Here is a 22,795-nt window from a genome sequence, read left to right as displayed (position 1 = left end):
CCACTCCCATACATCCATACCCAGGGCATTAAGGGCAGCGATTCCCAGGGTATGCCCGGGAATAAACCATATTTGCAATTATATTACCTGCCTCCATCCACATCAAAATGTCTGGGGCCAAAAAAGGACTGCGGCATTCATTGCAGCAGTCCCCCGAATTTCCTATTCTCTGATTTCCTAATTCTCTAATTTCCAAATTCTCTATCTTCCATTCCCTTATGCCCCGGCCCGGATATCCCTATCCCTATATCCCTGCCTTCTACCTCTTGTCTCTCAGCATAACGTCATGGGCTCCGCCCTCCACAATACTGGTGGAGGATACCAGAGTGATTTTAGCCTTCTCCTGAAGTTCCGGAATGGTAAGGGCCCCGCAATTGCACATGGTGGAACGCACCTTGCTCAGTGTCAGGTTCACATTGTCCTTAAGGCTTCCTGCGTATGGAACAAAGGAATCCACGCCCTCCTCAAAGGACAGCTTCTTATCCCCGCCCATATCATACCGCTGCCAGTTCCTGGCCCTGGCGCTTCCTTCGCCCCAGTATTCTTTCATATAGCTGCCGTTGACATTCACCCTCTTGGTAGGGCTTTCGTCAAATCTGGCAAAATACCGCCCCAGCATGATAAAATCAGCGCCCATGGCCAGCGCCAGTGTGACATGGTAATCGTGTACAATGCCGCCGTCCGAACAGATGGGCACATATACGCCTGTCTCTTTATAATAATCATCCCTGGCCTTTGCCACCTCTATGAGGGCTGTGGCCTGCCCTCTTCCGATTCCCTTCTGTTCACGGGTAATACAGATAGCGCCGCCGCCAATGCCTACCTTGACAAAATCAGCTCCTGCCTCTGCCAGAAAACGGAATCCGTCTCCATCCACCACGTTGCCGGCTCCCACCTTTACGGAATCCCCGTAATTCTTTCTGATATAATCAATGGTGATTTTCTGCCACTCTGAGAAACCTTCCGAGCTGTCAATACACAGCACGTCCGCTCCCGCCTCCAGCAGGGCAGGCACCCGCTCCGCATAATCCCTTGTATTGATACCGGCTCCCACCATATACCGCTTGGAGCTGTCAATCAGTTCGTTCTCATTCTTTTTATGGGTATCATAGTCCTTGCGGAAAACCAGATACACCAGCTCCTGGTTCTTGTTCACCAATGGAAGACAGTTAATCTTGTGCTCCCAGATAATGTCATTGGCTTCCTTCAGGGTGGTGGACTCGTCGGCATAGACCAAATTCTCCAGCGTGGTCATGAAGTCCTTTACCTTTGTATCAGGTCCCATCCTGCTGACACGGTAATCCTTATTGGTGACAATGCCCAACAGCTTTCCGTTTGGCTGTCCGTCCTCAGTCACTGCAATGGTGGAATGGCCAGTCTCCTCCGTGATGGCCAGCACATCCGCCAGCGTCATATCCGGTGATACATTGGAATCACTTACCACAAAACCAGCCCTGTACCGCTTCACCTTATGAATCATCTCAGCCTGCTTTTCAATGGCCTGGGACCCATAGATGAAGGAAAGTCCGCCCTCCTGGGCAAGGGCAACGGCCATCCTGTCATCCGACACGGACTGCATGATGGCGGACACCATAGGGATATTGATGGATATATCCGGTTCCGTTCCTTTCTTATACTTTACCAACGGCGTCTTCAGACTTACCTGGGAAGGGACGCACTGGGTGGATGAATAGCCTGGAATCAAAAGATACTCACTGAACGTGCGGGAAGGTTCCTCAAAATAGAATGCCATGTCATTTCTCCTTTTCAATTTGTTTTTATTTTATTCTCCGCCGAACCTTGTAACTGGTACTATCATATCATGCCCCCATATCTTCCGTCAATCAATGACCGGACGCTGGCAGCCGTTTAATCCGACCAGACCGTCAGTCCATATATACCCGGGACCCGGTGGCTCCCCTCTGCCCCTGGTATTTTCCATTATATGGGTTGAGCGCTATGTCGTCCATCTCCGCAAACACAAGCTGTCCCACCCTTCTTCCTGCCTTCAGTTCAATGGCACAGCGGTTTGCATTAAAGAGTTCAAGGGTAATCTCTCCCTTAAAGCCCGGATCCACCCAGCCTGCATTCTGTATAAACAAACCCAGACGCCCCAGAGAGCTTCTTCCCTCCACAAACGCGGTCAGGTTGTCCGGCAGCGAAACATACTCCATGGTGGTTGCAAGCACAAACTGGCCCGGCAGAAGGATGTAGGTATCTGTGCTTATGGTCTTATACCTGACCTCATCCTTTAAGGTGATGATTCCTGTGGATAAATCCTCCACAATACTGAAGGTATTTCCCAGCCGTATATCCACGCTGGCCGGCTGTACCTGCTCTTTTTCCAGAGGCGTGATTGACAAAGTACCTGCCTCCAGCATTCTATATAATGTCTTGTCCGATAAAATCATAGTGTATTCCTCCCATAATCAGCGTTACTATATTTTATCCCATAAACGGATTGGCAGCAATATGAATTTATCTATGAACATCAGACAGAGGCTGGATATGAGTGCAGAAGCGGCAGAGGGTCAGGTGCATCTCCATCCGTTATACTCAAACCAGGACTGGAAGAGAAAATCGGCATGCCTGGGTTAACGGCATGCCGATAGAAATGAGAGTTATATTGTGTTGATTTGACGCGGACTTTCCTGTTCCCTGGGTTTAAAGCATGCCTGAACTTTTATTACGGCATCTGTTTACCGGGCATTATCCGGCCCTGCAAAATGCAATCCAGCGTATTCTTATACCCAATATATGAATCTACAATATAATCCGCTTCCCTTACATCCTGTGGGATTCCTGAGCCCCGGTAGGCTGCCACCCGGACTCCGGCCAGCTTTGCGGCGTGTATGCCCACGGCGGAATCCTCAAACACAATGCATCTGCCCGGCTCTGCTCCCAGATAATCCATTGCCCTTTTATAACACTCCGGGTCCGGTTTCAGGTTGGTGCACATATCGCCGCATACGACCACATCAAACAGGCTGGTCATCTTCATTCGGTTCAGGGCAATCATAATCAGACGGGTGGAGGTGGAAGTCACCAGTCCTGTTTTCATTCCCCTGCCCCGTATATGCTGAATCAGGGATACCACGCCCGGCATGGGACGGATGTCGCTGTTTTCATAGGTATTGCCCACCTCTTTCCGCATTCTGGCCAGTTCCTCTGCCGCGACCTTCACAGGGGCTCTTGAAAGCAGGGCTTCGATGGCAGTTTTGTCATTGGTTCCGATTAACAGCCTTTTGTCCTCCTCTGTCAGGCGGATTCCAAAAGCTCCCAGGGCCTTCTCCAGATATGCCGCATTGCTCTCCTCCGTATTTGCAATGACCCCGTCAAAGTCAAACAGTACGAATTCTGTTTCCATAGGCGCACCGCCTACTGCTCAAACAGCCTGCGGGCATTGGTCTGTATGTATGCAATCTCATCTTTGGAAAGGTCGCAGAAATCGCTGTTTTCCATGGAACAGTTGGAATCCTGGACATACATCATCCTGGTATCTTTCTGGGTAATGGAATAAAACCAGCACTCCTTGGGCACATTGTATACCTTTCCCTGCTCCATCAGAGTCAGTTCAATCTGAAACCCATCCTCTTCCTTCTCTGCGGTAATCAGGATTGCCTTTCCCGCAGCCAATATAAACTGCTCGTCAGTGGAGTGATGGATTTCCAGGTGGGCAATGCCGTCTATGTCATTATCCGGTTTCCAGTTCTTAATACTTACAAGCCACTTTTCATTTTTATAAACACACAGAATTCCTTCTCCGTTATTCTCATATACATCCGGCTTCATTATCATATCCTCCTCGTTATGAGCACTTAGCGCCTGTATTTTAGGCGCATATGTGCGATACATGTCACTGGCACTTAGCGATTGCTATGAGCACTTTGCCGCTGTCTTTTAGCGGCTTACGTGCGATGCATTCATATGACTTAGTGAGGTCCCTCACGAACTTAGTCATATGATGGTCCTTTCGAGCTTAGTGCAGTGGCTCGTTATGAGCACTTAGCGCCTGTATTTTAGGCGCTTATGTGCTAAATTTCAGTCCTGCCAAGAATGGGCACGCCATAACCAAATGCCCCTTCCTTTGCACACATTTTTGCTGCAAACGCAGCGCCCTTCTTCATGGCTTCTTCCAGTCTTTCCTTCATGCGTTCCTCTGAGCCCTCCACCACAACTCCTGTCTCCGATGTTTCCAGCAGGGAGCACAGGAAGGCTGCAAAGTAAGAATCACCGGCGCCCATGGTATCAATCACATCGTCCGCATGGACAGCGGGCACATACAGGAAACTGTCCTTATACAGCACATAGGACCCGTCCTCTCCAACAGTGCCCAGGACTACCTGGACGCCGTAGGACTGGACCTTCCGCATCTCCTGCTCCCGTTCCTCCCTGGTCAGATGCGCACAGGAAAGAATGGCCACCGTCACATAAGGACATACCTTCTCCAGATACTCATCCGTCCATCTGGTAGAAAAATCATAGGCAATGGCAACGCCGGTTTCCTTAAGGCTCTTTAAGTCGTCCTCGATGTAAGAATTCAAATTGGTATAAATCAGGTCGAAATTCCTGATATACGCAAAATCTTCCTCAGTAAAATCATAGCCGTATTCCCTGGCAATGCCTCCTTTATTGGAGCCAAGGAATACCCGGTCATTTCCCTTCAGTGTCACCAGGGCAAATCCATTTTCACCCTCATGGCGGCGGCAGCGGCTGTCGTCAATCCCAATCTGTTTCAGGGTGTCCCGGACGCATTCCGCCACCTGGTCGCTGCCATATTTGCCAAGGTAGGCTGTCCGGGCCCCGTTGAGCTTGGCATATACACAGGTGTTGACGCACTGGCCGCCAGGATACATTTTGCCTCTGGAAAGGTATTTATCACAGACATTATCTCCCACCGCAATTATTTTGTAATCCTTCATTTCATCTCCTGCTTTCTTTTATTTATATGGATTGAACTGCTGAATGATTTCAGTGGCCCGCGCCTTTCCCCTGTCCATGCATTCAGGTATGGATTCCCCAAGGCTTACGCCATAGGTAAAGGCGGCAATATAGGAATCCCCGGCTCCCACCGTGTTCACCACCGGTACTTTTTCCGCTTCCTTTTCATAGAACCTGTTGCCGTCATATGCAAGGCTGCCGTGTTCGCCCAACATGGTAATCACAGTACCGGCGCCCTTTTCCCTTACATTTACCATAAAGTCCCTGATATAGCTGTCGTCCTGGTCATAGGAGAAAAACGCATAATCCAGATAGGGAATAATCCTGTCATTGCTCTCCTGCTCCAGCCGCTTGGAAAAATCATACACCCATATCTGCCCCGGCTGTTTCAGTCCCTTTATATAACGGTCAATCCTGGACCAGCGTTCCGCATAAACAATATCAAAGGTTTTGACAAATTCCAGGTCCTCCCCTGAAAGTTCAATCTCCTCCATGGCATTGCCCTCAAAATGGAGATGCTTCTTATCCCCATCCACAATGTCCATGGCAGCCATTCCCGTAGGACGGTCCGCGCGTTTCAGCACCCGCAGGTCTATTCCCCTTTCCCTCAGGCGTTCTTCCAGGGCCATGGCAAATACATCATTGCCAAGAATGGTCATCTCTGTCACGTCACCGCCCAAATCCCGGTAATTAAGTGCAAAATCAATGCTGTTTCCGGTGAGGTAATACCGGTCCAGCTTATAGTAAACATCAATGCAGTTATCTGCCATTGCAATTGCCCGTTTCATGCTTTATTCCTTCCTTTCCCCCACGGCGTATATCATATAATGGCGCATTTTGATTCCATCGTATTCACAGAAGTAAATATCCGCTGCATGGCCCAGCTTCAGCTCTCCCCGGACAATGGGAAACACACAGTGGTTTCCTGTCAGGAGGGACTTCAGATGGCCCGGCGTATTTCCTCCAATGGTCCCGTATGTGGGCAGATAATGGTTATGATGATACGGATAGTCCTCCGGGGCAATGCGGCTTAAGCATTCCATGATATCCTTTTCCACACAGTCCAGGCTTTCATTGACCGTGATGCCCGTGGTGGTATGCTCGGTAATCACATAGACCAGCCCGTTTTCAATTCCGCTCTCCTCCACAAACTGCCTGACCTCAGGAGTAATCCTAATCATCTCAAATTCCTGGTCCGCACAGACAGCTGCTTCCTTTAGTTTAAACTCCATTTGTCCATTCCTCCAATCCCAAAAATCTGAGGGCATTTTTATAATATATGTTCTCCAGGGTTTCGGGAGAGAATCCAAGACTGTCAAGCCCTCTCTTACACCGGACCGGGCGGATTCTGGGCGAGCCGGAACCAAACATGATTTTACGGGAAATATTATGCTCCACCCACAATTCCCCCATATCTTCCTTAAATACCTTACGGTATGTCTGGTAAGGGCCGTCGAAATTCATCAGCGCCGTGCTTGTATAGCAGTTCTCGTATTTCAGGAGAAGGGCGGCCGTTTCCTGGACCCAGGGCCATCCCACATGGGCCAGGCAGACATTGACATCCGGATAGCTGCAGCAAATCTCCTCAAAATCCGCGGGTCTGGAAAATCTTGAAAATGCCTTCTGTTCCAGGCTGAGTCCGGCATGAAAGATAATTGGCCTGCCGAATTCCCTGCATATGTCATACAGGGGCATCAGTCTCTCATCATAGGGATACATGTGAAGCCTGGCCGTATTGATATACAATCCTTTCAGCCCCAGCTGTTCAAATGCCCGCCTGAGTTCTTCCCCGGCATCCTTATTCCGCGGGTCCGCTGATGCAAACCCAATAAAAAAATCCGAATCATATGCTGCCAGCCGCGCAATCTCATCATTGGATATGGCCGGCTCCCCGGTTTCAGATGAATAATCACTTGGCAGCATGAATATCTTCTGTATATCGGCCAGAGCATACTGCTTCTTCAGCAATTCCATGCCCGAAGGTCCCATCAGATGATAATTCATTTCGTCGCACCGTTTTCTGAATCTGTCCTTATCCCGGCAAACCGGCTCAAAAAGCGCGGGACGTATATGCGTATCAATAACCATATCGGTTGCCTCCTCGTTATGAGCACTTAGCGCCTGTACTTTAGGCGCTTACGTGCGATACATGTCACTGGCACTTAGTCTTTTGCATCCTGTGCATCAGTTCCCTGTTGTTCAGGTATAAGTCCCTGTATACCGGGTAATTTCCCCGGTAAAATTCATGGTTTTCCCTGTCCGGCTGTATGAGTCTTCCCGCCGGAAGCTTCTCCTTAAGCTGGTGAAAATCCTTTAAACAGCCGGCGCCCAGGGCGGCCAGCATGGCATCCCCATAGGAGGAGCACTGGAATGATTCCGGTATATGCAGGGGCATTCCGGCCATATCGCAGATAATCTGCATCCAGACGTGATTCTTTGTGCCTCCGCCGGCTGTTATCAGGGTATCGGGAGGCAGCCCCATTTCCTCAAACAGCATCAGGTGCTGGCAGGTGGAATAGCCAACAGCCTCAAGCGCTGCCCGGTTGATATGCTTCCTCGTGTGGTTTCCCTTCAGCCCGAATATCATGCCTGTGGCCAGCGGGTCCTGTATGGGGCTGCGCTCCCCGTATATGTAGGGCAGAATCATCAGTCCCTCAGAACCCGGGGCTATCTCCCCTGCTTCCCTTGCCATGACTGCATATGCGTTTTCCCCGCCCTTGGTTTCCCTTTCCAGCTCTTCCTGGTAAAACGTATCCCGCACCCACCGTGTCAGGGTACCGGCCGCATTGGTCCCGTCCCCCAGGCAGAATGTACCTGGTATGGTAAATACCTTGCCGCCTTTTACAGAACCATTTCCCCTGGGAGATGAATAATCCTCAGCCATGCGGTCCACGCAGTAGTAATAAAACATGGATGAGCCGTACTGGAAGAATGCGGTCCCAGGTTCTGTCAGCCCCACGCTGATTGCCTCCGACGTGGAATCCCCTGTACCGCAGATAACCGGCGTTCCCTCTGCCAGTCCTGTCTGGGCCGCTGCATCCTTGGTAACACAGCCTACCACATCGGTCGAATATGCACACGATGCTATCTGGTCCGGCCTGCAGTAAAGCCCGCATTCCTCCTCATTGATTGTCCCGTCCGCACGGTAAAGGGGCCGGAAGGAACCCTTGGCCAGAAACTGGTCAATCACATACCTTCCTGTCAGCTTTGCCGTGATAAAGGAGCTGCCTGTCAGGAACTTATAAGTCCTGCTGTATACGTCCGGTTCATTGTTTTTAATCCACAGTATCTTTGTTGCAGTGTCGCCGGAACAGATAGGGTGGCCGAACAGCCTATGCACATCCCCGCCATAGTAGCTGGTAAGCCACTGTATCTCCTTGTCCGCCCTGGAATCTATTCCGTACAGGATGGCCGGACGCAGCGGCCTGCACTGCTCATCCACAGGAAGACAGTCCGTCCCAAGGGTGCTGGCTCCGATACAGCTAATCTGTTCCGGGGCAATACCGCTGGTTTCAATCAGCTGCCTGGATATCCCGCAGAAATCTCCCCACCACACCTTGTCTGCATCATGTTCAAACCATCCCTGTTTTGGATGAGCCATTCCGTGGCTCATGGTATATTCTGCAGCCACTCTGAAATCTTCTCCTATGAGCATCCCTCTGGACTCATAGGTTCCGATGTCAATTCCCATAAAATATTGTCTCAATCTTCCCATCTCCTTATGGTTCCCTGCGGACCTCTTTGACAATCTCCATAAAGCTGCGGACCCGTTCTTCATCCACACGCTCGTTAAAGATTCCATTCTTTTTAAAGGCCGAGCCAATGCAGACAGCGTCGCAGTGCTTTAGTTTTTCCCTTACATTCTGATGATTGCATCCGGTATTGCAGAACACCGGGACATTTTTCTGTTTTGCCACCTCATGGACCCTGGACAGGACCACATCGTCGGGCTCCGCGCCTGCCGCTGCCCCTGATACACAGAGGCCGTCCGCAAAATCGCCAAACATGATGGATTTTGCCACCACCTGGATGTCCCGCTGTACAAGATAGGCATCCGCCTCCGGATTCACCTTGAACAGGAGCTTAAGGTGTTCCATTCCCAGGGCCTTTCTGTGACGGACAGCCTCTCCGCTGTTAGAGACATAGACCCCGTACTCTCCCATATAGGCGCCTGAAAAGCAGCTCCGCCCAAAGCAGGCGCCTGTGGCTGCTGCCAGGTCAATGGTTGCAATGGGATTCTTCACAACATTGACCCCAAACGGAACCCTGATTCTGTCCTTCAGTTTTCCGATTATGTATGCCATGGCAGATACAACGGCAATATCAGCCACAGGCTGGTACGGCAGGCTGAACTCGTTGGCAATGAGTATTCCATCCACGCCTCCGTCCTGCAATGCCATGAGGTCCTGCTCCGCATGGTCCAGCACCGCATCCATATCCCCGCAAAAACCAGGGTCCCCCGGAAGGGCATCCAGATGCAGCAGTGCAATTATAGGTTTCTCCGCCCCAAACATGTCATGAATCCACATATCATATCTCCTACTCTCATTCATCCTCTAATTCATGGGTATTTTTCCTCAGCCAGGAAACGATGTCGTCAATGGCTTTATCCGGGTCGCAGTAATATCTGCGGTCACAGATTTCAAACGAAACCGTTCCGCCGTACCCTCTTCCCTTTATAGCATCATAGTATTCCTTCATGGGAAAATCCCCGTGGCCGGGAACCGTATGCCCCCTGTCATTAAAATGTATGTGCCAAAGCCGCTCTCCCAGATGGTCAAAATAATCATCCACGGTTTCCCCTGCATATGTCATCTGGTCCGTATCCAGCATGCCTGTAATCCAGGGAGAACCTATTTCATCCAGCATCTCCGCCACGTCCCTGCTTGTAATCAGTACATTGGTGGTAGTTACCTTTAATTCTTCCAGAAGAAGCCGTACCTGCTTCCTCCGGCAGTACGAATCCAGCTGCTCCAGTGACTCCCGGCAGTATTTCCACGCCTCATCCCTTGGCTGGTCAAAATAGCCAAAACCGGTGCTGATTTGGACGTTAGGGCATCCCAGAAACTCCGCGGTATCAATTGCCCTCTGGTAATAGCGGATGCTGGACTGCCTTGTGACTGTATCCTGGGTACAGAAATTCACGGGATAGGTGCAGTTTTCAGGCGTCATGGCCATTACCTTCAGATGTCTCCGCCTGATATCCCGGTCCAGTTCAATCAGCCGGTCCAGGGGGTAATCAAAGATGTTAAGCTGGGGTGCAGAGCAGTAAAGGTCAATGCTGTCAAAGGGTGAGCGCTCCACTTTGTCCAGAAACTTTTTGATGGGATAGCGTAAATAATGGTAATTCATTGGGGCAAATTTCATATGATATAGCCTCCTTTCATATCACAAACCGCATTTTCGCAAAACTGCAGCCCGGGAACCTGTCACAAGGCGAATCACGGTTCCAGGCTGCAGTTTTTAGCTGTCCCGGCAGCTGCCGGTCCGTATTAAAAGATGATGCTTCCAAGGAGCAGGGCCGCTGCCACGGATACCACCGTACACACAAGTCCCGGTACCATGTAGCTGTGATTCAGGACAAATTTTCCAATCTTTGTGGTTCCTGCTGAATCAAAGGCAATGGCCGCAACACACTGGCCTGATGCGGGAATGAAATAGTTGGATGAGCAGGCAATCCATCCAGCCACTATGATGTTGGCCGGAAGTCCTAATGCAATACCGATAGGCACCATAATCATGGTCGTGGAGGACTGGCTGGTGGTAATTGCGCCTACTATGAATACAGCTATAATATAAATCCATGGATACTGGTTGGTCAGGGCAGACATATTGTCAGTGATAAAGGATGACTGGTCTCCGATAAAGGTATTCACCAGCCAGCACAGTCCAAATGCCAGCACCACTGCAAACATACCTGTACGGAACACCGGCTGGTCCAGCACCTTGTCGCTGTCAAGCTTTGTGATAAGCACCATGGCTGCTGCTGCCACCAGCATGAAGATTTCGATAACCGTTGTCAGCGGCAGCTTATTTCCGTCAGCAAGCGTTGGCACAAGGGGCTTCACCGCGCCCAGCAAAACAATGCCGGCCATGGCAATCAGGAAAATCGCCACAGAAATCTTTGCTTCCTTAGTTGCAGGTCTTTCCTTTTTCTCTGTCTTTGTATAATCCTCAATCTGGCCTGCTGCAACACGTGCCTGGAATTCCGGATCATCTGCCAGTTCCTTGCCCTTTTTGATGACTGCAAGAGCGCAGACCACGGTACCAATCAGGGTTGCGGGGATGCAGACAAGGAGAAGGGTGAATATATTCACAGAGCCATAGCCTGCGGCCTCGGCCATAAAAGCAAGGACAGCCACGGTAGCCGCTGAAATCGGGCACGCAGTAATGGCCTGCTGGGATGAAACAATGGACGCTGAAATGGGCCGTTCAGGCCGGACGCCTGTCTCAATGGCAATCTCGTTGATAACCGGAAGAAGGCTGTAAACAATGTGTCCTGTACCGCACATAAATGTAAAAACATAAGCCACAACCGGAGCCAATACGGTAATCATCCTGGGGTTCCTGCGAAGTATCTTCTCTGCAATCTTAACAAGATAGTCCAGTCCGCCGCATGCCTGCATGGTGGCCGCCGCGCAGATTACTGCAATCATAATCAGAATAACGGTAATCGGCGGGTCGGAAGGTGCTACATGCAGTATAAATGTCATAATGAACATTCCTATTCCGCCTGCCATCGCCAGGAATGTACCACCAATTCGTACCCCCAGAAAAATGATAGCCAGAACGATAATCAATTCTATCCAAAACATAAATTATCCTCCTAATCCTTTGTAAAATGTTTCCCCTTCATGGTCAAAGAAATGATTTAATCTTTTGTTTTAAGAATGGTGCGCACATTCTTGGTAATACAAAAGCAATTCAGTTATGTATGTCTTTGTATTATTCTGTATTGTTTTGTATCTAATACAATAGTATATTCATTTGATTGTTTTGTCAATTAGTATTTGGTACTTTGTATATAACGTATAGTTATCATTCTATTTTTTATGCAAATCTCACAAATCAAGGGACCATCAATGTATCATTAGCAAGAATACATTTGAATACCTATAATTCAGTCAGTTTGCAGCCATTTTCCGGCCGTACTTCCACACGGTCTGCACTTCCATACTCCAGGCATGTACTTCCATATCACGGCTGCGCTTCTGCACTTTTGCTGTCCATCCGTCATCCTATGCGTTCTGAATACCATGCAAGCGCCCTTTTCATAGCGTCTTCCGGATTCATGACATACCTCCTGTCCAGTATCTCCAGGCCCAGATACCCCCTGTAGTCCATGGCCTCCAGGTACTGGAGCGCCTGGTCCAGATACAGGTTCCCGTCTCCCGGAACCAGGTGGCCGCCGGGACTGCCATCCACAAAATGTACATGGGCCAGGTTCTCCCTGCCCAGTATTCCGATGAAAGTTTCAAATGTATCTACCCCGGTTGTGGCAATCACATCCGTATCTGCAAGGCCTTTGAGGGCAGGACTGCCCACGGCGCGCAGCAGACGCAGCAGCTGGCCCGCCTCGTTGCAGATATGGGTTGTGTATTTTGTGAATGGTTCCAGTGCCAGTGTAACACCTTCCTGCTCCGCTTTCCGGCTGATTTGCAAAAATGCATCTGCAGTCCATTTAAATGCTTCCTCCGCATCCACATCCAGATAGGCGAAGCCTGTGGACACCACCATACAGCTGCATTCCAGACATACGGCTGCTTCTATATGCTTTATAAAAAAATCCACGGTTCTGTCCCGGTATCTCTTATCCGGATGTGAGACACTGACGGCATAAACGCATTGCTCCGGCGTAAAGCATGCTGTATTCAGGTGATGCTTCTTAATGGACCTGTTTAATTCACGCAGACGTCCGGCATCAAAATCCTCCAGATGCAGATGGGGCCCGGAAGCCCACAGTTCAATTGACTGGTATCCCAGACGTTCTGCAGAATCCAGAAAATAATCCAGCGTATAACGTTTGTAATGGTAATTTGCTGCGCAGAGCTGAGAAAGTTCCATACGTTTTCCTCCTTGTATAGCAAAATACCCCGCAGTACGCTGCGGGGTTTAAGCCCCCGCGGACAGGAGCCAGGCCGTGTACGCCTCAGAGCGGGCAGAAAAATGCTCCGGCACGCTGCCTACGCGGGTATATTTTATGGGTCATCAATGGCAGGGCACCAATGTTGTCATACTTTCTGCCGTGCCCTAATACTCCACCTTCCACATGTAGCGGCGTGTCGGAAGCGGATGCTCACGCTTTGCCGCAAGGGCGTGGTTATAAATCGGGTATACATTATTAAACAGGGAGTGGTTAAAGTAGTCCACCACGGAAGCGTCAATGGTGGAAAGGCCCAGCTCCTTTGCGTCCAGGACCTCAATCCTTTTCGCATACGTACGAAGGAACTTTAGGGCTCTTTCATCCAGCGGGCGGGTAGAGCCCTCCGAAATCTGAATCATAAACGGACGGTTTGCATCCGTTATCTCAAACGGACCATGGAAATATTCTCCGGTATGGATGCTGCTGGAATCCAGCCACTGCATTTCCATAAAAATGCAGATACTCTCCATATAAGCAGCGCCGTAAGAAGCTCCGCTGCCCATGGTATAGATAACCGGGTCATTTTTATACGTTTCAGCAAACTCCAGGGCTCTCTCAGCTACATGGGCGCGGGCATTTTTGATGATATTGCTAATCATCCCCAGCCCCTCCTGGAACTTATGGTAGTTCCCGTATCCTTCCGTCTGCGCAACCAGTTCAACCGCCACAAGCAGGGCGCATAAGGTCTTCTCGCCTGCATAGTCAATGTCACCCTCCAGATGGTCCGGGCTTGCATCAAATGCATAGCGGATAATATAATCGCCAAATTCTATGATTTCCGATTCCTCAAGCCATGTCAGCACAATAACTGCGGCTCCTTTTTCCTTACCCAGCTTTGCAGCCTCAATGGTCTCCGGCGTATTACCCTTGTGACATGCCAGGCAGATAATGGAATTTTCCCCAAAGTCCCTGGGTGTGCTGTGAACAAACTCATTGCTGTTAATCCATGCGGATTTTATGGAGGCACACTCTTTCTCCATAAATGTCTTTGCCGGATAAAGGGCTCCCAGAGACCCTCCGCATCCCACAAAGTACAGGCTTTTCACTCCGCCCTTTGATTTCTTTGCTTCCAGAATTTCAGCAATTATATTTTTGATATCCGTGCCAAAGTATGCCATTGTCTTAACTCTCCTTTGCATTTTTGTTTTTAATTGTTTCTATATAAATGATAATACAATATGATACTTATTGTCAATAACAAATTAAATTTTTCGCAAATATATACAATACGGCCAATTTGTATTATAATATAATCAAGCATTATAACTTAAGGGTAACGCGGAGGATGTATATGGAACTAAATAATACAATTGCCACCCCTCTATATAAACAGTTGGAGGAAAAGCTGCAGAAAGAGATAGAAACAGGTGAGCGGCCGGCCGGAAGCAGGCTTCCCACGGAGAACGAACTAAGCGAAACATATAATGTAAGCCGTGTCACGGTCAGGAAAGCCCTGGCCGGTTTATCCGAATTAGGTTATCTTTACCGCAAATCCGGAAAGGGGACCTTTGTCGCAGAAAAAAAGATTCAGCGCGGCATCACCAATGGCGTCTTAAGCTTCACCGACATGTGCAGTATGATGAATGCGGTTCCCGGTGCCAAAATCACCAAAATAGCCCTGGAGGACCCAACAGAAAAAGAGATGGAACTGATGTCACTTGACAAGGATGAAAAGATACTGGTATTGGAACGCATACGGTATGCCGACGGAAAACCGGTCCAGCTGGAACTGAACAAGTTTCCTGAGTCATTTTCCTTTTTGTTCAGCGAAAATTTAAACGACAGTTCCCTGTATGAGATTCTGAAAAAACATAATATTATTTTAGACCATTCCCAAAAAACACTGGACATCGTGTTTGCCACCTCAAAAGAAGCCAAAGCCCTGGGTATTTCCAGCGGTTACCCCCTTTTGAGGATTGAAAGTGTGATTCACGATGTGGATAATACGATTACAAACCTCTGCCGCCAGCTCTGTATTGGAGACAAATTCAAATTCATTATTTAGGATGCGGGACATTCAATCGACTCCCCCAGCTGCCGGTGTACAGCAAGCAGCTGGGGGAGTCTCTTTTAGCTCTTCCTTATTTTTTTATTCACAAAATCGTTTGCAAACCGGTAATATACCTTTTTGGGCATATAATCCGCCATGGCCTTCACCAGTTTTCCGGCCTTGTCAGGTATGCAGATGACACACCCTGCTTCAAAATCCTTCATGGCCTCATCCACCACATCCTCCGGCTGCCGGAATCCGAACATGCCTTTTCTCGTTTTATCCACAGGCATTCCATTATTTTCGTGGAAATCCGTATCCACAAATCCCGGACACACAGCCTGAATCCGGATTCCCGTCCCCATAAGCTCCATGTGGAGCCCTTCGGTCAGTGTAACCATAAAGCGCTTAGCGGCAGCATAGGTGACATTGCCCGGTACTACCGCAAATGCCCCGTCGGATGAGATATTGATGATACTGCCTTGATTCCGTTCTTTCATCCCCTTCAGGACATGGTGGGTGATTTCAGCCACAGCTGATGTCTGAAGATAGATAAGGCGCCTCAGCCCCTCCATATCCGTATCAATAAATGAGGTTCTGAAGCCAAAGCCGGCGTTGTTCACCAGCACATGAACCTCCCTGCCCTCCAATGATGCAAGCAGCTTTTTCACGCCGTCATCCCGGGCCAGGTCCACCAGAATCACAATTACCCTGCAGCCATATTTGTCCCTGATTTCCTGCGCCCTCCTTTCAATCACCTCTTTCCTTCTCCCGGTCATGATTAAGTCATATCCCTTTCCTGCAAACCACTTTGCATAGGCCAGTCCCAGACCGCTTGTCGCCCCTGTAATCAATGCATACTGTTCCATCTTCCTACCTCCTGACGCCTTTCTAATGAACATTGTTCATTCGCTTTTTAAAAAAAGATTCCCGGACCAGCGGCAGCGGGAATCCTTCTCTGTACCTACCCATATATTTACCATTTTCAACTAATTCCAGGGCCCAGGATACGTTTCATAATCATACGGATTCCGGCAGCTTTCTCAGCCGATGACAACGCATCATTCTCCAGCACCGGAACCGCGCCAAAGAGCATGTATGACGCGGTAAGCGGAATATTCCCCACCCTTGTAATTCCCATTTCATTCATCTCCTGCAGCTTTTCCTGCATATAAGGCTCTATGGTTTCACACAGTTTAACCGACATAAGCATCTGAAGACCGTGATTCTCCTTCTTATGAAAAAAATGATGATACTTTTCCCTGCCATCTGACTGAAGAAAGAGCTGCTCCATTTTGTCCAGAAAACCATCCAGCGAACCATCCTTCTCTTTCAGCAATTCAATCATTGGCAGCGTAATATCCTTTACGTACTGCTCAATTGCAGTGTCATACAGAACCTGCTTTGACTCAAAATACCGGTAGCACAGGCCTGGCACCACATTCATGGCAGCGGCAATGTCCCTCATGGTTGCTGCCTCATACCCCTTTTCCATAAAAACCAGCATGGCCGTGTCCAATATTTCCTGTTTGCGGACCTCCGGCTCCTTGGATATCCTGGCTGTCTTGCGTTCCATCTGTGAACCCACCTCTTTTCCGGATTTATCCCAGTTCTGTTATTTTCTGATTGTAATTTTGGACTGTATTACTTGACTGTACCTTTTGTTCGCATTCTTTATAAAACTATTCCCTCCAGTAATCATAGGATACCACCTCATTGAACAAAAGTCAATGAATTATGTTTATTCATTAAGCCGCATAGTTAACTCCATGTGTTAAGCTGCCAATTATTACTTTTTTTGTTCTATTTTCAGTCCAACTTTAAGATTCTATTTCCATTTCATGAATATAGACATTTTGATATTTTTATATGGTATACTCTGTTTATGAAACATATGTATCCTGGTTTTACGTATATGAAACAAAAAATCCGTATTAAGATAAGGAGGCTGCGATGGATTATCTGGGTCTGATAACTTTATTTGTTTTAGGTCTGGCCATGATTATGAAGCCGGAATATCTCTGGGAAGTTGAACATATTTTTGCAGTTGACGGCGGAGGACCTACCGGACTGTATTTAACATTCATGCGGGCCAGCGGAACATTTTTTATGATATGCTCCGTGGCGGCTGCGGTCTATATACTTCTTCCATAGCACTGTACCAAAACAGGCGTGGATATTTCCTTCCACGCCTGTAAATTCAAATCAGAAAGTAAGTTCCGGTGCAATGCGCTTCTCAAACCCAAAACGCATTGTCATATATGTGTCCACCATCTGACACACTTCCACATCTCCCAGCTCGGCAAGCATAAGCATCAGATGATTGGGTGTGTATCTGTCTGTCCGTTTCAGTATAAATTCCTGTATGCACTGAACCGCCTTGAATCCTGCCTCTTCCAGTGTATCATCCGAAACAATTGCATACCATCGGTCATTGGTTTCAAGAATCGGCCATGGCTCAGCGATTCCCTTAATAACTTCCAATTTAAGGTCAACCTCCCCAGCAACTTCCAGACCGCCTACAATTTCCCCATCTCCCTGGTACGCATGGATATCTCCTGTAGCCACAAGGCCCCCCGGCGCAAACACCGGAAGATACAGAACGCTGCCTCTTGTCAGGTGCTTACAATCCATATTTCCGCCATGGCGTCCCTGGTCCAGGGTACTCATACGTTGTGCAGCAGCCACTCCGAGACATCCCGGAAATGGCTTTAAATCCACCTTTACGCCAAACATATCTGCCTGTCCGTCCTTAATCGGGAATTTAACCACCTCATCATCGGTTATATACTTTCTGAAAGCCTTGCAGACTTGAATATCATTACAGATTAATGTTGCATCTGATGTAACACGCACATCTTCAATTGTAATCTTCATTGTATCGCCAGGCATAGCACCATTTACATAAACCGGACCATTTACCGGATTAATGGGGTATCCATGCATAGCCCTGGCCTGTATGGTATTGGTGTCCACCATCACATCATTCCATGTATCCTGACACGTAAAACTAACTATTTCTCCCGAATCAACCTTGGCTGCCGGAACATTCCACGGGCTGTACCAATGCGTGTGTTTTGCAGGGTCTACTTTTATCATGATTCCTTCTCCTTCTCTCGTCCTCTATTCAATCACCATAGCTGTCTCGCTGAGGATGTCGTAAACATCGTCAATATTGTCTTTTGTGACAAGTAATGTCTCAATCTCCTGTAATTTCTCAACTTCATTGCCATCAAGATGGTCTATCACTCCATCCAGCGCTTTGGCCCCCATTAACAGCGGCTGCTGCGTACTGGTTCCTACAATAGTACCCGCCCTGACAGCTGCCAGCAATTCTTCATTACTGTCAAAACCAAATATCATAACCTCACTTCTGCCTGCCCCCTGACATGCAGCCAGAACTCCCAACGATGCATCGTCTGACGTACAGAAAATCGCCTTCAGGTCAGGATATGCTGTCAGATAATCCTGGGCGTAGGACTCTCCCTCGCTTCGATTCTCACGTTCCATCTGTCTGAAATCAACAATCTCTACATTCGCAGTTCCAACCCCCTTTTCAAATCCTGCTTTTCTGTCCTGCTGATTCTGGCGCGCCTGGGGACCTACGATTTCAGCAACCTTATCTCCTTCTTTGAGAAGGGACGCCAGATACTTGCCGCCTTCTTCCGCACCTTTCAGATTATTTGTCTTAATAAATGTCACGTATTCACCGGAGTCTGTTCCAATATCGCTGATTGCCACTGGTATTCCCGCCTCTTCGGCCAGACCAAGCACCGCTACGCAGGATGCCGAATCTGTAGGACTGATTACAATGCCGTCAACACCTTTTACTATAACATCCTGAGCATTTGTATACTGTATATCCGCGCTGTTCTTACTGTCATACGTTGTAACCGTAACATTTCCCAATTTCTCTGCTTCCCTCTCAACGCCGGTTGCCATATAGCGCCAGAAAGGAGTATCCATAGACGGACACAGATACGCAATATGGTAGCTCTCACCAGATTTCGCTGCATCGCTTTCTGTTTCCTGCGCCTTCTGTGTTGTCTCAGCAGCCGTTACCGCCTCTGCCGTTGTTTCCTTTGCTTCTGTTCCTGCCGCAGTCGTATTATCCGCTGTTTTACTGCTGCCCGAGCATCCTGACAGGCTGACTGCCATCACTGCTGCCATAAACATTGCTGTTGCTTTCCTCATTTTCATTTCCTCCTGTACTTTTATTTTATTTTCTTATTAATTAGTTATCCTTTTTCTTATGCGACAGCTGTTCCGCCAAAACCGCCAGAATAATCACAACGCCAATCGCTGTTCCCTGCCAGAACGTATTTACCCCCAGAAGGTTCAACGAATTTCTGAGAACACCAACAATAAAAACACCAATTGCTGTTCCCCACAAGGTTCCCTTTCCCCCCGACATAAATGTTCCGCCGATAACAACCGCTGCAATCACATCCATCTCAGCACTTTTCCCGTAAGTTGGGTCACAAGCCATTAGCCGTGATATCATAACCAGCCCTGCCGTTGCCGCAGTAAGCGCCGATATGATATATGTAATCATAATCACCTTTTTTGTCTTGATACCCGATATCCTGGCAGCTACTTCATTAGACCCCGTGGCATACAGAAACCGCCCATAACGCATCTTAGTCAATACAGCCATAAAAATAACGTACAGCACAATAATCATAACAAGATAAAATGGTATGGTTCCAATCAATTTCCCCTTACCGATAAACCCAAAAACTTCCGGAAACTTGGATGCGGAAGAACCGTCCGTTACCACATAATTCATGCTCTGACAAATCTGCTGTGTCCCCAGGGTAACAATGAATGCGGGAAGCTTCATATAACCAACCAGAAAGCCGTTGATGATGCCAATCAGCAGCGCAATACCGTATGCTGTCAGGATGGCCTGTAATATATTCCCGGTGGCCTGCAGTCTCATAGCTGCCAGCATGCCCGAAAAACCGAGCAAGGTACCTACCGAAAGGTCAATTCCTCCCGTGATAATAACCAATGTCATGCCGATTGCCATTAGAGCCGTGGTCGATTGCTGGGAACAAATATTCAGAATATTTCCTACTGATAAGAATGTGGACGAGACCATGGACATAATGACACAGCCAATCAGCAGTACTGCCAGCATGATTAATTCCGTCCTGTTATTGCGCAGCGCCCATTGGCGCCTCATCTTCTTATATTCTCCGCTCCAGGAAATCTCTTTCTCATTTGCATTGTTATCCATTTACTCATCCCCTCCTGTCTTTCCCATAGTAGCGTAATAGCCAATCTGTTCTTCTGTGGTCTCCGAAGTCTTAAGCCTGCCAACAATTCTTCCGTCCCGCACAACCAGCGTTCTGTCCGTTACTCCGAGAATTTCATTCATCTCAGATGATATCATAATGATTGAATATCCTTTATTAGCCAGTTCACGCAGTATTGCATAAATCTCACTTTTAGAGGCTACATCAATCCCTCTGGTAGGCTCATCTATAATCAGCAGTTCCGGCTTTGAAAGAAGCCATTTTCCCAAAAGAATTTTCTGCTGGTTTCCGCCGGACAAACTGCTTACTTTATTAAAAGGCTCTCCCACTTTTATGTTCAGACGCTCAACCATTTCCCTGCAATTATCTTCTTCCTGGCGGCGGCTGATGAATGGTTTATCCGCTATTGCATGAATTACCATATTCAAATTATGCATAATAGATATATCCTGATGAAGCCCTTCCTCCTTACGTTTCTCCGAAAGAAAGCACATACCAGCCTTTATACTGGCCGTTATTGAGTCTTTCCTTACTTCCTTTCCTTTAAAAATAACTTTTCCACCCGAACGCGAATCAATCCCGAATACACAACGCATAAGTTCACTTCTTCCCGCCCCTACCAGTCCTGCAATTCCAAGAATCTCACCTTTATACACCTGGAATGAACAGTCTGTTACAAAATTCCGTACATCGCTTATATGCTGCACATCAAGTACTATTTCATCGGATATCATCTCATCCCGCTGCACAGCCTTACCATATAAATCATCAATCTGCCGGCCGACCATGGCCTTAATAAGTTCCATCTCCTGAAGCTCGCTGGTAACTGCACCCGAAAGTACCAGCCTGCCATCCCGGAACACAGTAATCCGGTCAGATATCTCATATATTTCATTAATCCGATGGGAAACTATGATGAACCCAACACCCTTTTCCTTCAATTCCCTAATCATGTCAAACAGACGGTCCACTTCCCTGGCAGATAAAGTGGCAGTTGGTTCATCTAAAATAATGACCTTGGCTTCTTTGGACATTGCCTTGATAATTTCCACTATCTGCATTTCAGCAACAGAAAGTTTGGACATCTTATCCATGGGGTCTATGAATTCCCTCATATGAAAATACCTCAGGAGTTCATCTGTCCTCCTCACCATGGATTCGTAATCCGCAATCCATCTTCTTTTGTAAAAAGATTCATCTGTAAGAAAGATATTCTCAGCCACACTCAAATGCGGTATGGTATTAAACTCCTGCAGGACGATTGCAATCCCATCATTCAGAGCCGATTTGGGATTATCATACGACACTTTCCTTCCCTGGTAATACACCTCCCCTTCATCTGGCTTGTAAATTCCTGTTATGCATTTACCCAAAGTAGATTTCCCTGCACCATTTTCTCCCATCAGTGCATGTACCTCTCCCGGAAGCAGTTCAAAGGAAACCTTTTGCAATGCCTGTGTGGAATAAAATGCCTTAGAAATATCAACCGCCTTCAGTACTGGTTCACGATTCCGTCCATCCATCGGCATCCTCCCCCTTTCTCATGGCTGAATCTCATTCCCCTTCTGATGATTTTATTGTGACATTAGAAATTTTTTCATAATATTTCACAATGCAGGAATGGTCCATTTTTTCCAGTCCATCCGCTTTCAGGGCCTGCATGATTTCCATCATTTGGCCGGTCAGCATTACCGGTGAGCTGACTGCATGGGCTGCATTAAGCGCATTGCCCAGGTCCTTTATATGCAGTTCTATGCGAAAACCCGGTTTGAAATCCCCCTTAAGCATCATGGGTGCTTTTGCATCCAAAACAGTAGAACCAGCCAGACCTCCCCTGATTGCCCGATATACCAGCTCCGGGTCCGTCCCTGCCTTCTTTGCAAAGGTCAGCGCCTCTGAGACAGCTGCGATATTTACTGCTACTATAATCTGGTTGGCCAGCTTTGCCACATTGCCTGCTCCCAATGCTCCAACATATACAACCGACCCAGCCATGACCTTCAGCATGTCATAGCATCTGTCAAACTGTTCCTCTCTTCCCCCTACCATGACGGACAGAGTACCGTCAATCGCCTTCGGCTCACCGCCAGATACCGGAGCATCCATCATGTCAATCCCAAATTTTTCCAGCTCTTTTCCAATTTTTCTGCTCTCTGTAGGGTCAATGGAACTCATGTCAATAAGCACTGTTCCTTTGGAAGCACCTTCTATCACCCCATCCTTTCCCAACACCACTTCCCTGACCTGCGGTGAGTTGGGAACCATAGTAATAACCGCCTCTGCTCCCAGAGATGCCTCCTTGCTGCTGCCTGCTGCCTTCGCGCCGCATGATACCAAGTCTGCCACGGCTTCTGCATTCAAATCATATACCGTCAAATCATATCCGGCTCTTACCAGATTCCTGGCCATGGGTCTGCCCATGATACCCAAACCTATAAATCCAATTTTCATAAAATCCAA

Annotated in this window: 23 protein-coding genes; 2 read left to right on the top strand and 21 right to left on the bottom strand. The window is 48.1% G+C overall.

The features are described 5' to 3' along the window. Window positions 1-259: 259 nt before the first annotated feature. The 14 genes from I2H39_RS16910 to I2H39_RS16845 all read right to left on the bottom strand — a co-directional run bounded on the left by I2H39_RS16910 (window position 260) and on the right by I2H39_RS16845 (window position 14,202). Window positions 260-1,753: an IMP dehydrogenase gene (locus tag I2H39_RS16910; RefSeq protein ID WP_138308234.1), complete on the bottom strand. Its 1,494-nt coding sequence runs from the start codon at window positions 1,751-1,753 to the stop codon at window positions 260-262. A gap of 133 nt (window positions 1,754-1,886) precedes the next feature. Then, on the bottom strand, window positions 1,887-2,411 hold the full coding sequence (gene dcd, locus I2H39_RS16905) for a dCTP deaminase (RefSeq protein WP_138308237.1): 525 nt from the start codon (window positions 2,409-2,411) through the stop codon (window positions 1,887-1,889). Between the two features lie 275 nt (window positions 2,412-2,686). Then, entirely contained in the window at window positions 2,687-3,367 is a 681-nt protein-coding gene (locus I2H39_RS16900) for an HAD family hydrolase (RefSeq protein ID WP_195627074.1), read from the bottom strand. An 11-nt stretch (window positions 3,368-3,378) separates the two neighbouring features. Next, window positions 3,379-3,792, bottom strand: coding sequence for a cupin (locus I2H39_RS16895; RefSeq protein WP_195627073.1), 414 nt, complete (start codon window positions 3,790-3,792; stop codon window positions 3,379-3,381). A gap of 242 nt (window positions 3,793-4,034) precedes the next feature. After that, complete coding sequence (locus I2H39_RS16890; RefSeq protein WP_195627072.1) at window positions 4,035-4,922, bottom strand: fructoselysine 6-kinase; 888 nt, start codon at window positions 4,920-4,922, stop codon at window positions 4,035-4,037. Between the two features lie 18 nt (window positions 4,923-4,940). Next, a complete protein-coding gene (locus I2H39_RS16885) occupies window positions 4,941-5,729 on the bottom strand; it encodes a PfkB family carbohydrate kinase (RefSeq protein WP_195627071.1) in 789 nt (262 codons plus the stop codon). Window positions 5,730-5,732: 3 nt separating this feature from the next. After that, window positions 5,733-6,173, bottom strand: coding sequence for a secondary thiamine-phosphate synthase enzyme YjbQ (locus tag I2H39_RS16880; RefSeq protein ID WP_138308247.1), 441 nt, complete (start codon window positions 6,171-6,173; stop codon window positions 5,733-5,735). After that, entirely contained in the window at window positions 6,163-7,029 is an 867-nt protein-coding gene (locus I2H39_RS16875; protein WP_138308249.1) for an amidohydrolase family protein, read from the bottom strand. Before I2H39_RS16875 ends, I2H39_RS16880 begins: the two co-directional genes overlap by 11 nt. A 64-nt stretch (window positions 7,030-7,093) precedes the next feature. Continuing rightward, on the bottom strand, window positions 7,094-8,647 hold the full coding sequence (locus I2H39_RS16870) for an FGGY family carbohydrate kinase (RefSeq protein ID WP_138308251.1): 1,554 nt from the start codon (window positions 8,645-8,647) through the stop codon (window positions 7,094-7,096). 13 nt (window positions 8,648-8,660) lie between these two features. Beyond that, window positions 8,661-9,470, bottom strand: coding sequence for a BtpA/SgcQ family protein (locus I2H39_RS16865; protein WP_138308254.1), 810 nt, complete (start codon window positions 9,468-9,470; stop codon window positions 8,661-8,663). A 16-nt stretch (window positions 9,471-9,486) separates the two neighbouring features. After that, window positions 9,487-10,308: a sugar phosphate isomerase/epimerase family protein gene (locus I2H39_RS16860; RefSeq protein WP_138308255.1), complete on the bottom strand. Its 822-nt coding sequence runs from the start codon at window positions 10,306-10,308 to the stop codon at window positions 9,487-9,489. A gap of 125 nt (window positions 10,309-10,433) precedes the next feature. Continuing rightward, on the bottom strand, window positions 10,434-11,756 hold the full coding sequence (locus I2H39_RS16855) for an anaerobic C4-dicarboxylate transporter family protein (RefSeq protein ID WP_138308257.1): 1,323 nt from the start codon (window positions 11,754-11,756) through the stop codon (window positions 10,434-10,436). A 418-nt stretch (window positions 11,757-12,174) separates the two neighbouring features. Further along, complete coding sequence (locus I2H39_RS16850) at window positions 12,175-13,005, bottom strand: sugar phosphate isomerase/epimerase family protein (RefSeq protein WP_195627070.1); 831 nt, start codon at window positions 13,003-13,005, stop codon at window positions 12,175-12,177. Between the two features lie 186 nt (window positions 13,006-13,191). Then, window positions 13,192-14,202, bottom strand: a complete 1,011-nt coding sequence (locus tag I2H39_RS16845; RefSeq protein ID WP_138308261.1) for an SIS domain-containing protein — start codon at window positions 14,200-14,202, stop codon at window positions 13,192-13,194. Window positions 14,203-14,375: 173 nt separating this feature from the next. On the opposite strand from I2H39_RS16845, the gene I2H39_RS16840 reads away from it, so the two are divergent. Beyond that, on the top strand, window positions 14,376-15,089 hold the full coding sequence (locus tag I2H39_RS16840; protein WP_195627069.1) for a GntR family transcriptional regulator: 714 nt from the start codon (window positions 14,376-14,378) through the stop codon (window positions 15,087-15,089). A 65-nt stretch (window positions 15,090-15,154) separates the two neighbouring features. On the opposite strand, the gene I2H39_RS16835 is transcribed toward I2H39_RS16840, so the two are convergent. Together I2H39_RS16835 and I2H39_RS16830 are read right to left on the bottom strand one after the other, a co-directional pair. Next, complete coding sequence (locus I2H39_RS16835) at window positions 15,155-15,943, bottom strand: SDR family oxidoreductase (protein ID WP_195627068.1); 789 nt, start codon at window positions 15,941-15,943, stop codon at window positions 15,155-15,157. A 116-nt stretch (window positions 15,944-16,059) separates the two neighbouring features. Next, entirely contained in the window at window positions 16,060-16,650 is a 591-nt protein-coding gene (locus I2H39_RS16830; protein ID WP_138308266.1) for a TetR/AcrR family transcriptional regulator, read from the bottom strand. Between the two features lie 377 nt (window positions 16,651-17,027). Here I2H39_RS16830 and I2H39_RS16825 point away from each other — a divergent pair, with 377 nt between their 5' ends. Then, window positions 17,028-17,228 carry a DUF6199 family natural product biosynthesis protein gene (locus I2H39_RS16825; RefSeq protein ID WP_195627067.1) on the top strand — a complete coding sequence of 67 codons (201 nt, stop codon included), beginning with the start codon at window positions 17,028-17,030 and terminating at the stop codon, window positions 17,226-17,228. A gap of 51 nt (window positions 17,229-17,279) precedes the next feature. Here the strand turns inward: I2H39_RS16825 and I2H39_RS16820 are convergent, their stop codons facing one another. From I2H39_RS16820 to garR, 5 genes are read right to left on the bottom strand one after another with little or no spacing between them, the layout of a single operon-like run. Continuing rightward, window positions 17,280-18,173: an acetamidase/formamidase family protein gene (locus I2H39_RS16820; protein WP_195627066.1), complete on the bottom strand. Its 894-nt coding sequence runs from the start codon at window positions 18,171-18,173 to the stop codon at window positions 17,280-17,282. Window positions 18,174-18,197: 24 nt separating this feature from the next. After that, on the bottom strand, window positions 18,198-19,268 hold the full coding sequence (locus tag I2H39_RS16815) for a substrate-binding domain-containing protein (RefSeq protein ID WP_195627065.1): 1,071 nt from the start codon (window positions 19,266-19,268) through the stop codon (window positions 18,198-18,200). 40 nt (window positions 19,269-19,308) lie between these two features. Then, window positions 19,309-20,316 carry an ABC transporter permease gene (locus I2H39_RS16810; protein WP_195627064.1) on the bottom strand — a complete coding sequence of 336 codons (1,008 nt, stop codon included), beginning with the start codon at window positions 20,314-20,316 and terminating at the stop codon, window positions 19,309-19,311. Next, complete coding sequence (locus I2H39_RS16805; protein WP_195627063.1) at window positions 20,317-21,858, bottom strand: sugar ABC transporter ATP-binding protein; 1,542 nt, start codon at window positions 21,856-21,858, stop codon at window positions 20,317-20,319. It abuts the gene before it with no gap. A gap of 31 nt (window positions 21,859-21,889) precedes the next feature. Next, window positions 21,890-22,786 carry a 2-hydroxy-3-oxopropionate reductase gene (gene garR / locus I2H39_RS16800; protein ID WP_195627062.1) on the bottom strand — a complete coding sequence of 299 codons (897 nt, stop codon included), beginning with the start codon at window positions 22,784-22,786 and terminating at the stop codon, window positions 21,890-21,892. Window positions 22,787-22,795 lie beyond the last annotated feature (9 nt).

Origin of the sequence: Clostridium sp. 1001283B150225_161107_B6 (assembly GCF_015556325.1) — a bacterium.
Lineage (GTDB): Bacteria > Bacillota > Clostridia > Lachnospirales > Lachnospiraceae > Enterocloster.
The sequence above is the reverse complement of the archived record's forward strand: the minus strand, read 5'-3'. Positions and strand labels throughout refer to the sequence as shown.

Excerpts from the sequence above, each read along its gene's own strand:
- I2H39_RS16910 (WP_138308234.1), bottom strand. The coding sequence starts at position 1,753 with ATGGCATTCTATTTTGAGGAACCTTCCCGCACGTTCAGTGAGTATCTT.
- dcd (WP_138308237.1), bottom strand. The coding sequence starts at position 2,411 with ATGATTTTATCGGACAAGACATTATATAGAATGCTGGAGGCAGGTACT.
- I2H39_RS16900 (WP_195627074.1), bottom strand. The coding sequence starts at position 3,367 with ATGGAAACAGAATTCGTACTGTTTGACTTTGACGGGGTCATTGCAAAT.
- I2H39_RS16895 (WP_195627073.1), bottom strand. The coding sequence starts at position 3,792 with ATGAAGCCGGATGTATATGAGAATAACGGAGAAGGAATTCTGTGTGTT.
- I2H39_RS16890 (WP_195627072.1), bottom strand. The coding sequence starts at position 4,922 with ATGAAGGATTACAAAATAATTGCGGTGGGAGATAATGTCTGTGATAAA.
- I2H39_RS16885 (WP_195627071.1), bottom strand. The coding sequence starts at position 5,729 with ATGAAACGGGCAATTGCAATGGCAGATAACTGCATTGATGTTTACTAT.
- I2H39_RS16880 (WP_138308247.1), bottom strand. The coding sequence starts at position 6,173 with ATGGAGTTTAAACTAAAGGAAGCAGCTGTCTGTGCGGACCAGGAATTT.
- I2H39_RS16875 (WP_138308249.1), bottom strand. The coding sequence starts at position 7,029 with ATGGTTATTGATACGCATATACGTCCCGCGCTTTTTGAGCCGGTTTGC.
- I2H39_RS16865 (WP_138308254.1), bottom strand. The coding sequence starts at position 9,470 with ATGTGGATTCATGACATGTTTGGGGCGGAGAAACCTATAATTGCACTG.
- I2H39_RS16860 (WP_138308255.1), bottom strand. The coding sequence starts at position 10,308 with ATGAAATTTGCCCCAATGAATTACCATTATTTACGCTATCCCATCAAA.
- I2H39_RS16855 (WP_138308257.1), bottom strand. The coding sequence starts at position 11,756 with ATGTTTTGGATAGAATTGATTATCGTTCTGGCTATCATTTTTCTGGGG.
- I2H39_RS16850 (WP_195627070.1), bottom strand. The coding sequence starts at position 13,005 with ATGGAACTTTCTCAGCTCTGCGCAGCAAATTACCATTACAAACGTTAT.
- I2H39_RS16845 (WP_138308261.1), bottom strand. The coding sequence starts at position 14,202 with ATGGCATACTTTGGCACGGATATCAAAAATATAATTGCTGAAATTCTG.
- I2H39_RS16840 (WP_195627069.1), top strand. The coding sequence starts at position 14,376 with ATGGAACTAAATAATACAATTGCCACCCCTCTATATAAACAGTTGGAG.
- I2H39_RS16835 (WP_195627068.1), bottom strand. The coding sequence starts at position 15,943 with ATGGAACAGTATGCATTGATTACAGGGGCGACAAGCGGTCTGGGACTG.
- I2H39_RS16830 (WP_138308266.1), bottom strand. The coding sequence starts at position 16,650 with ATGGAACGCAAGACAGCCAGGATATCCAAGGAGCCGGAGGTCCGCAAA.
- I2H39_RS16825 (WP_195627067.1), top strand. The coding sequence starts at position 17,028 with ATGGATTATCTGGGTCTGATAACTTTATTTGTTTTAGGTCTGGCCATG.
- I2H39_RS16820 (WP_195627066.1), bottom strand. The coding sequence starts at position 18,173 with ATGATAAAAGTAGACCCTGCAAAACACACGCATTGGTACAGCCCGTGG.
- I2H39_RS16815 (WP_195627065.1), bottom strand. The coding sequence starts at position 19,268 with ATGAGGAAAGCAACAGCAATGTTTATGGCAGCAGTGATGGCAGTCAGC.
- I2H39_RS16810 (WP_195627064.1), bottom strand. The coding sequence starts at position 20,316 with ATGGATAACAATGCAAATGAGAAAGAGATTTCCTGGAGCGGAGAATAT.
- I2H39_RS16805 (WP_195627063.1), bottom strand. The coding sequence starts at position 21,858 with ATGGATGGACGGAATCGTGAACCAGTACTGAAGGCGGTTGATATTTCT.
- garR (WP_195627062.1), bottom strand. The coding sequence starts at position 22,786 with ATGAAAATTGGATTTATAGGTTTGGGTATCATGGGCAGACCCATGGCC.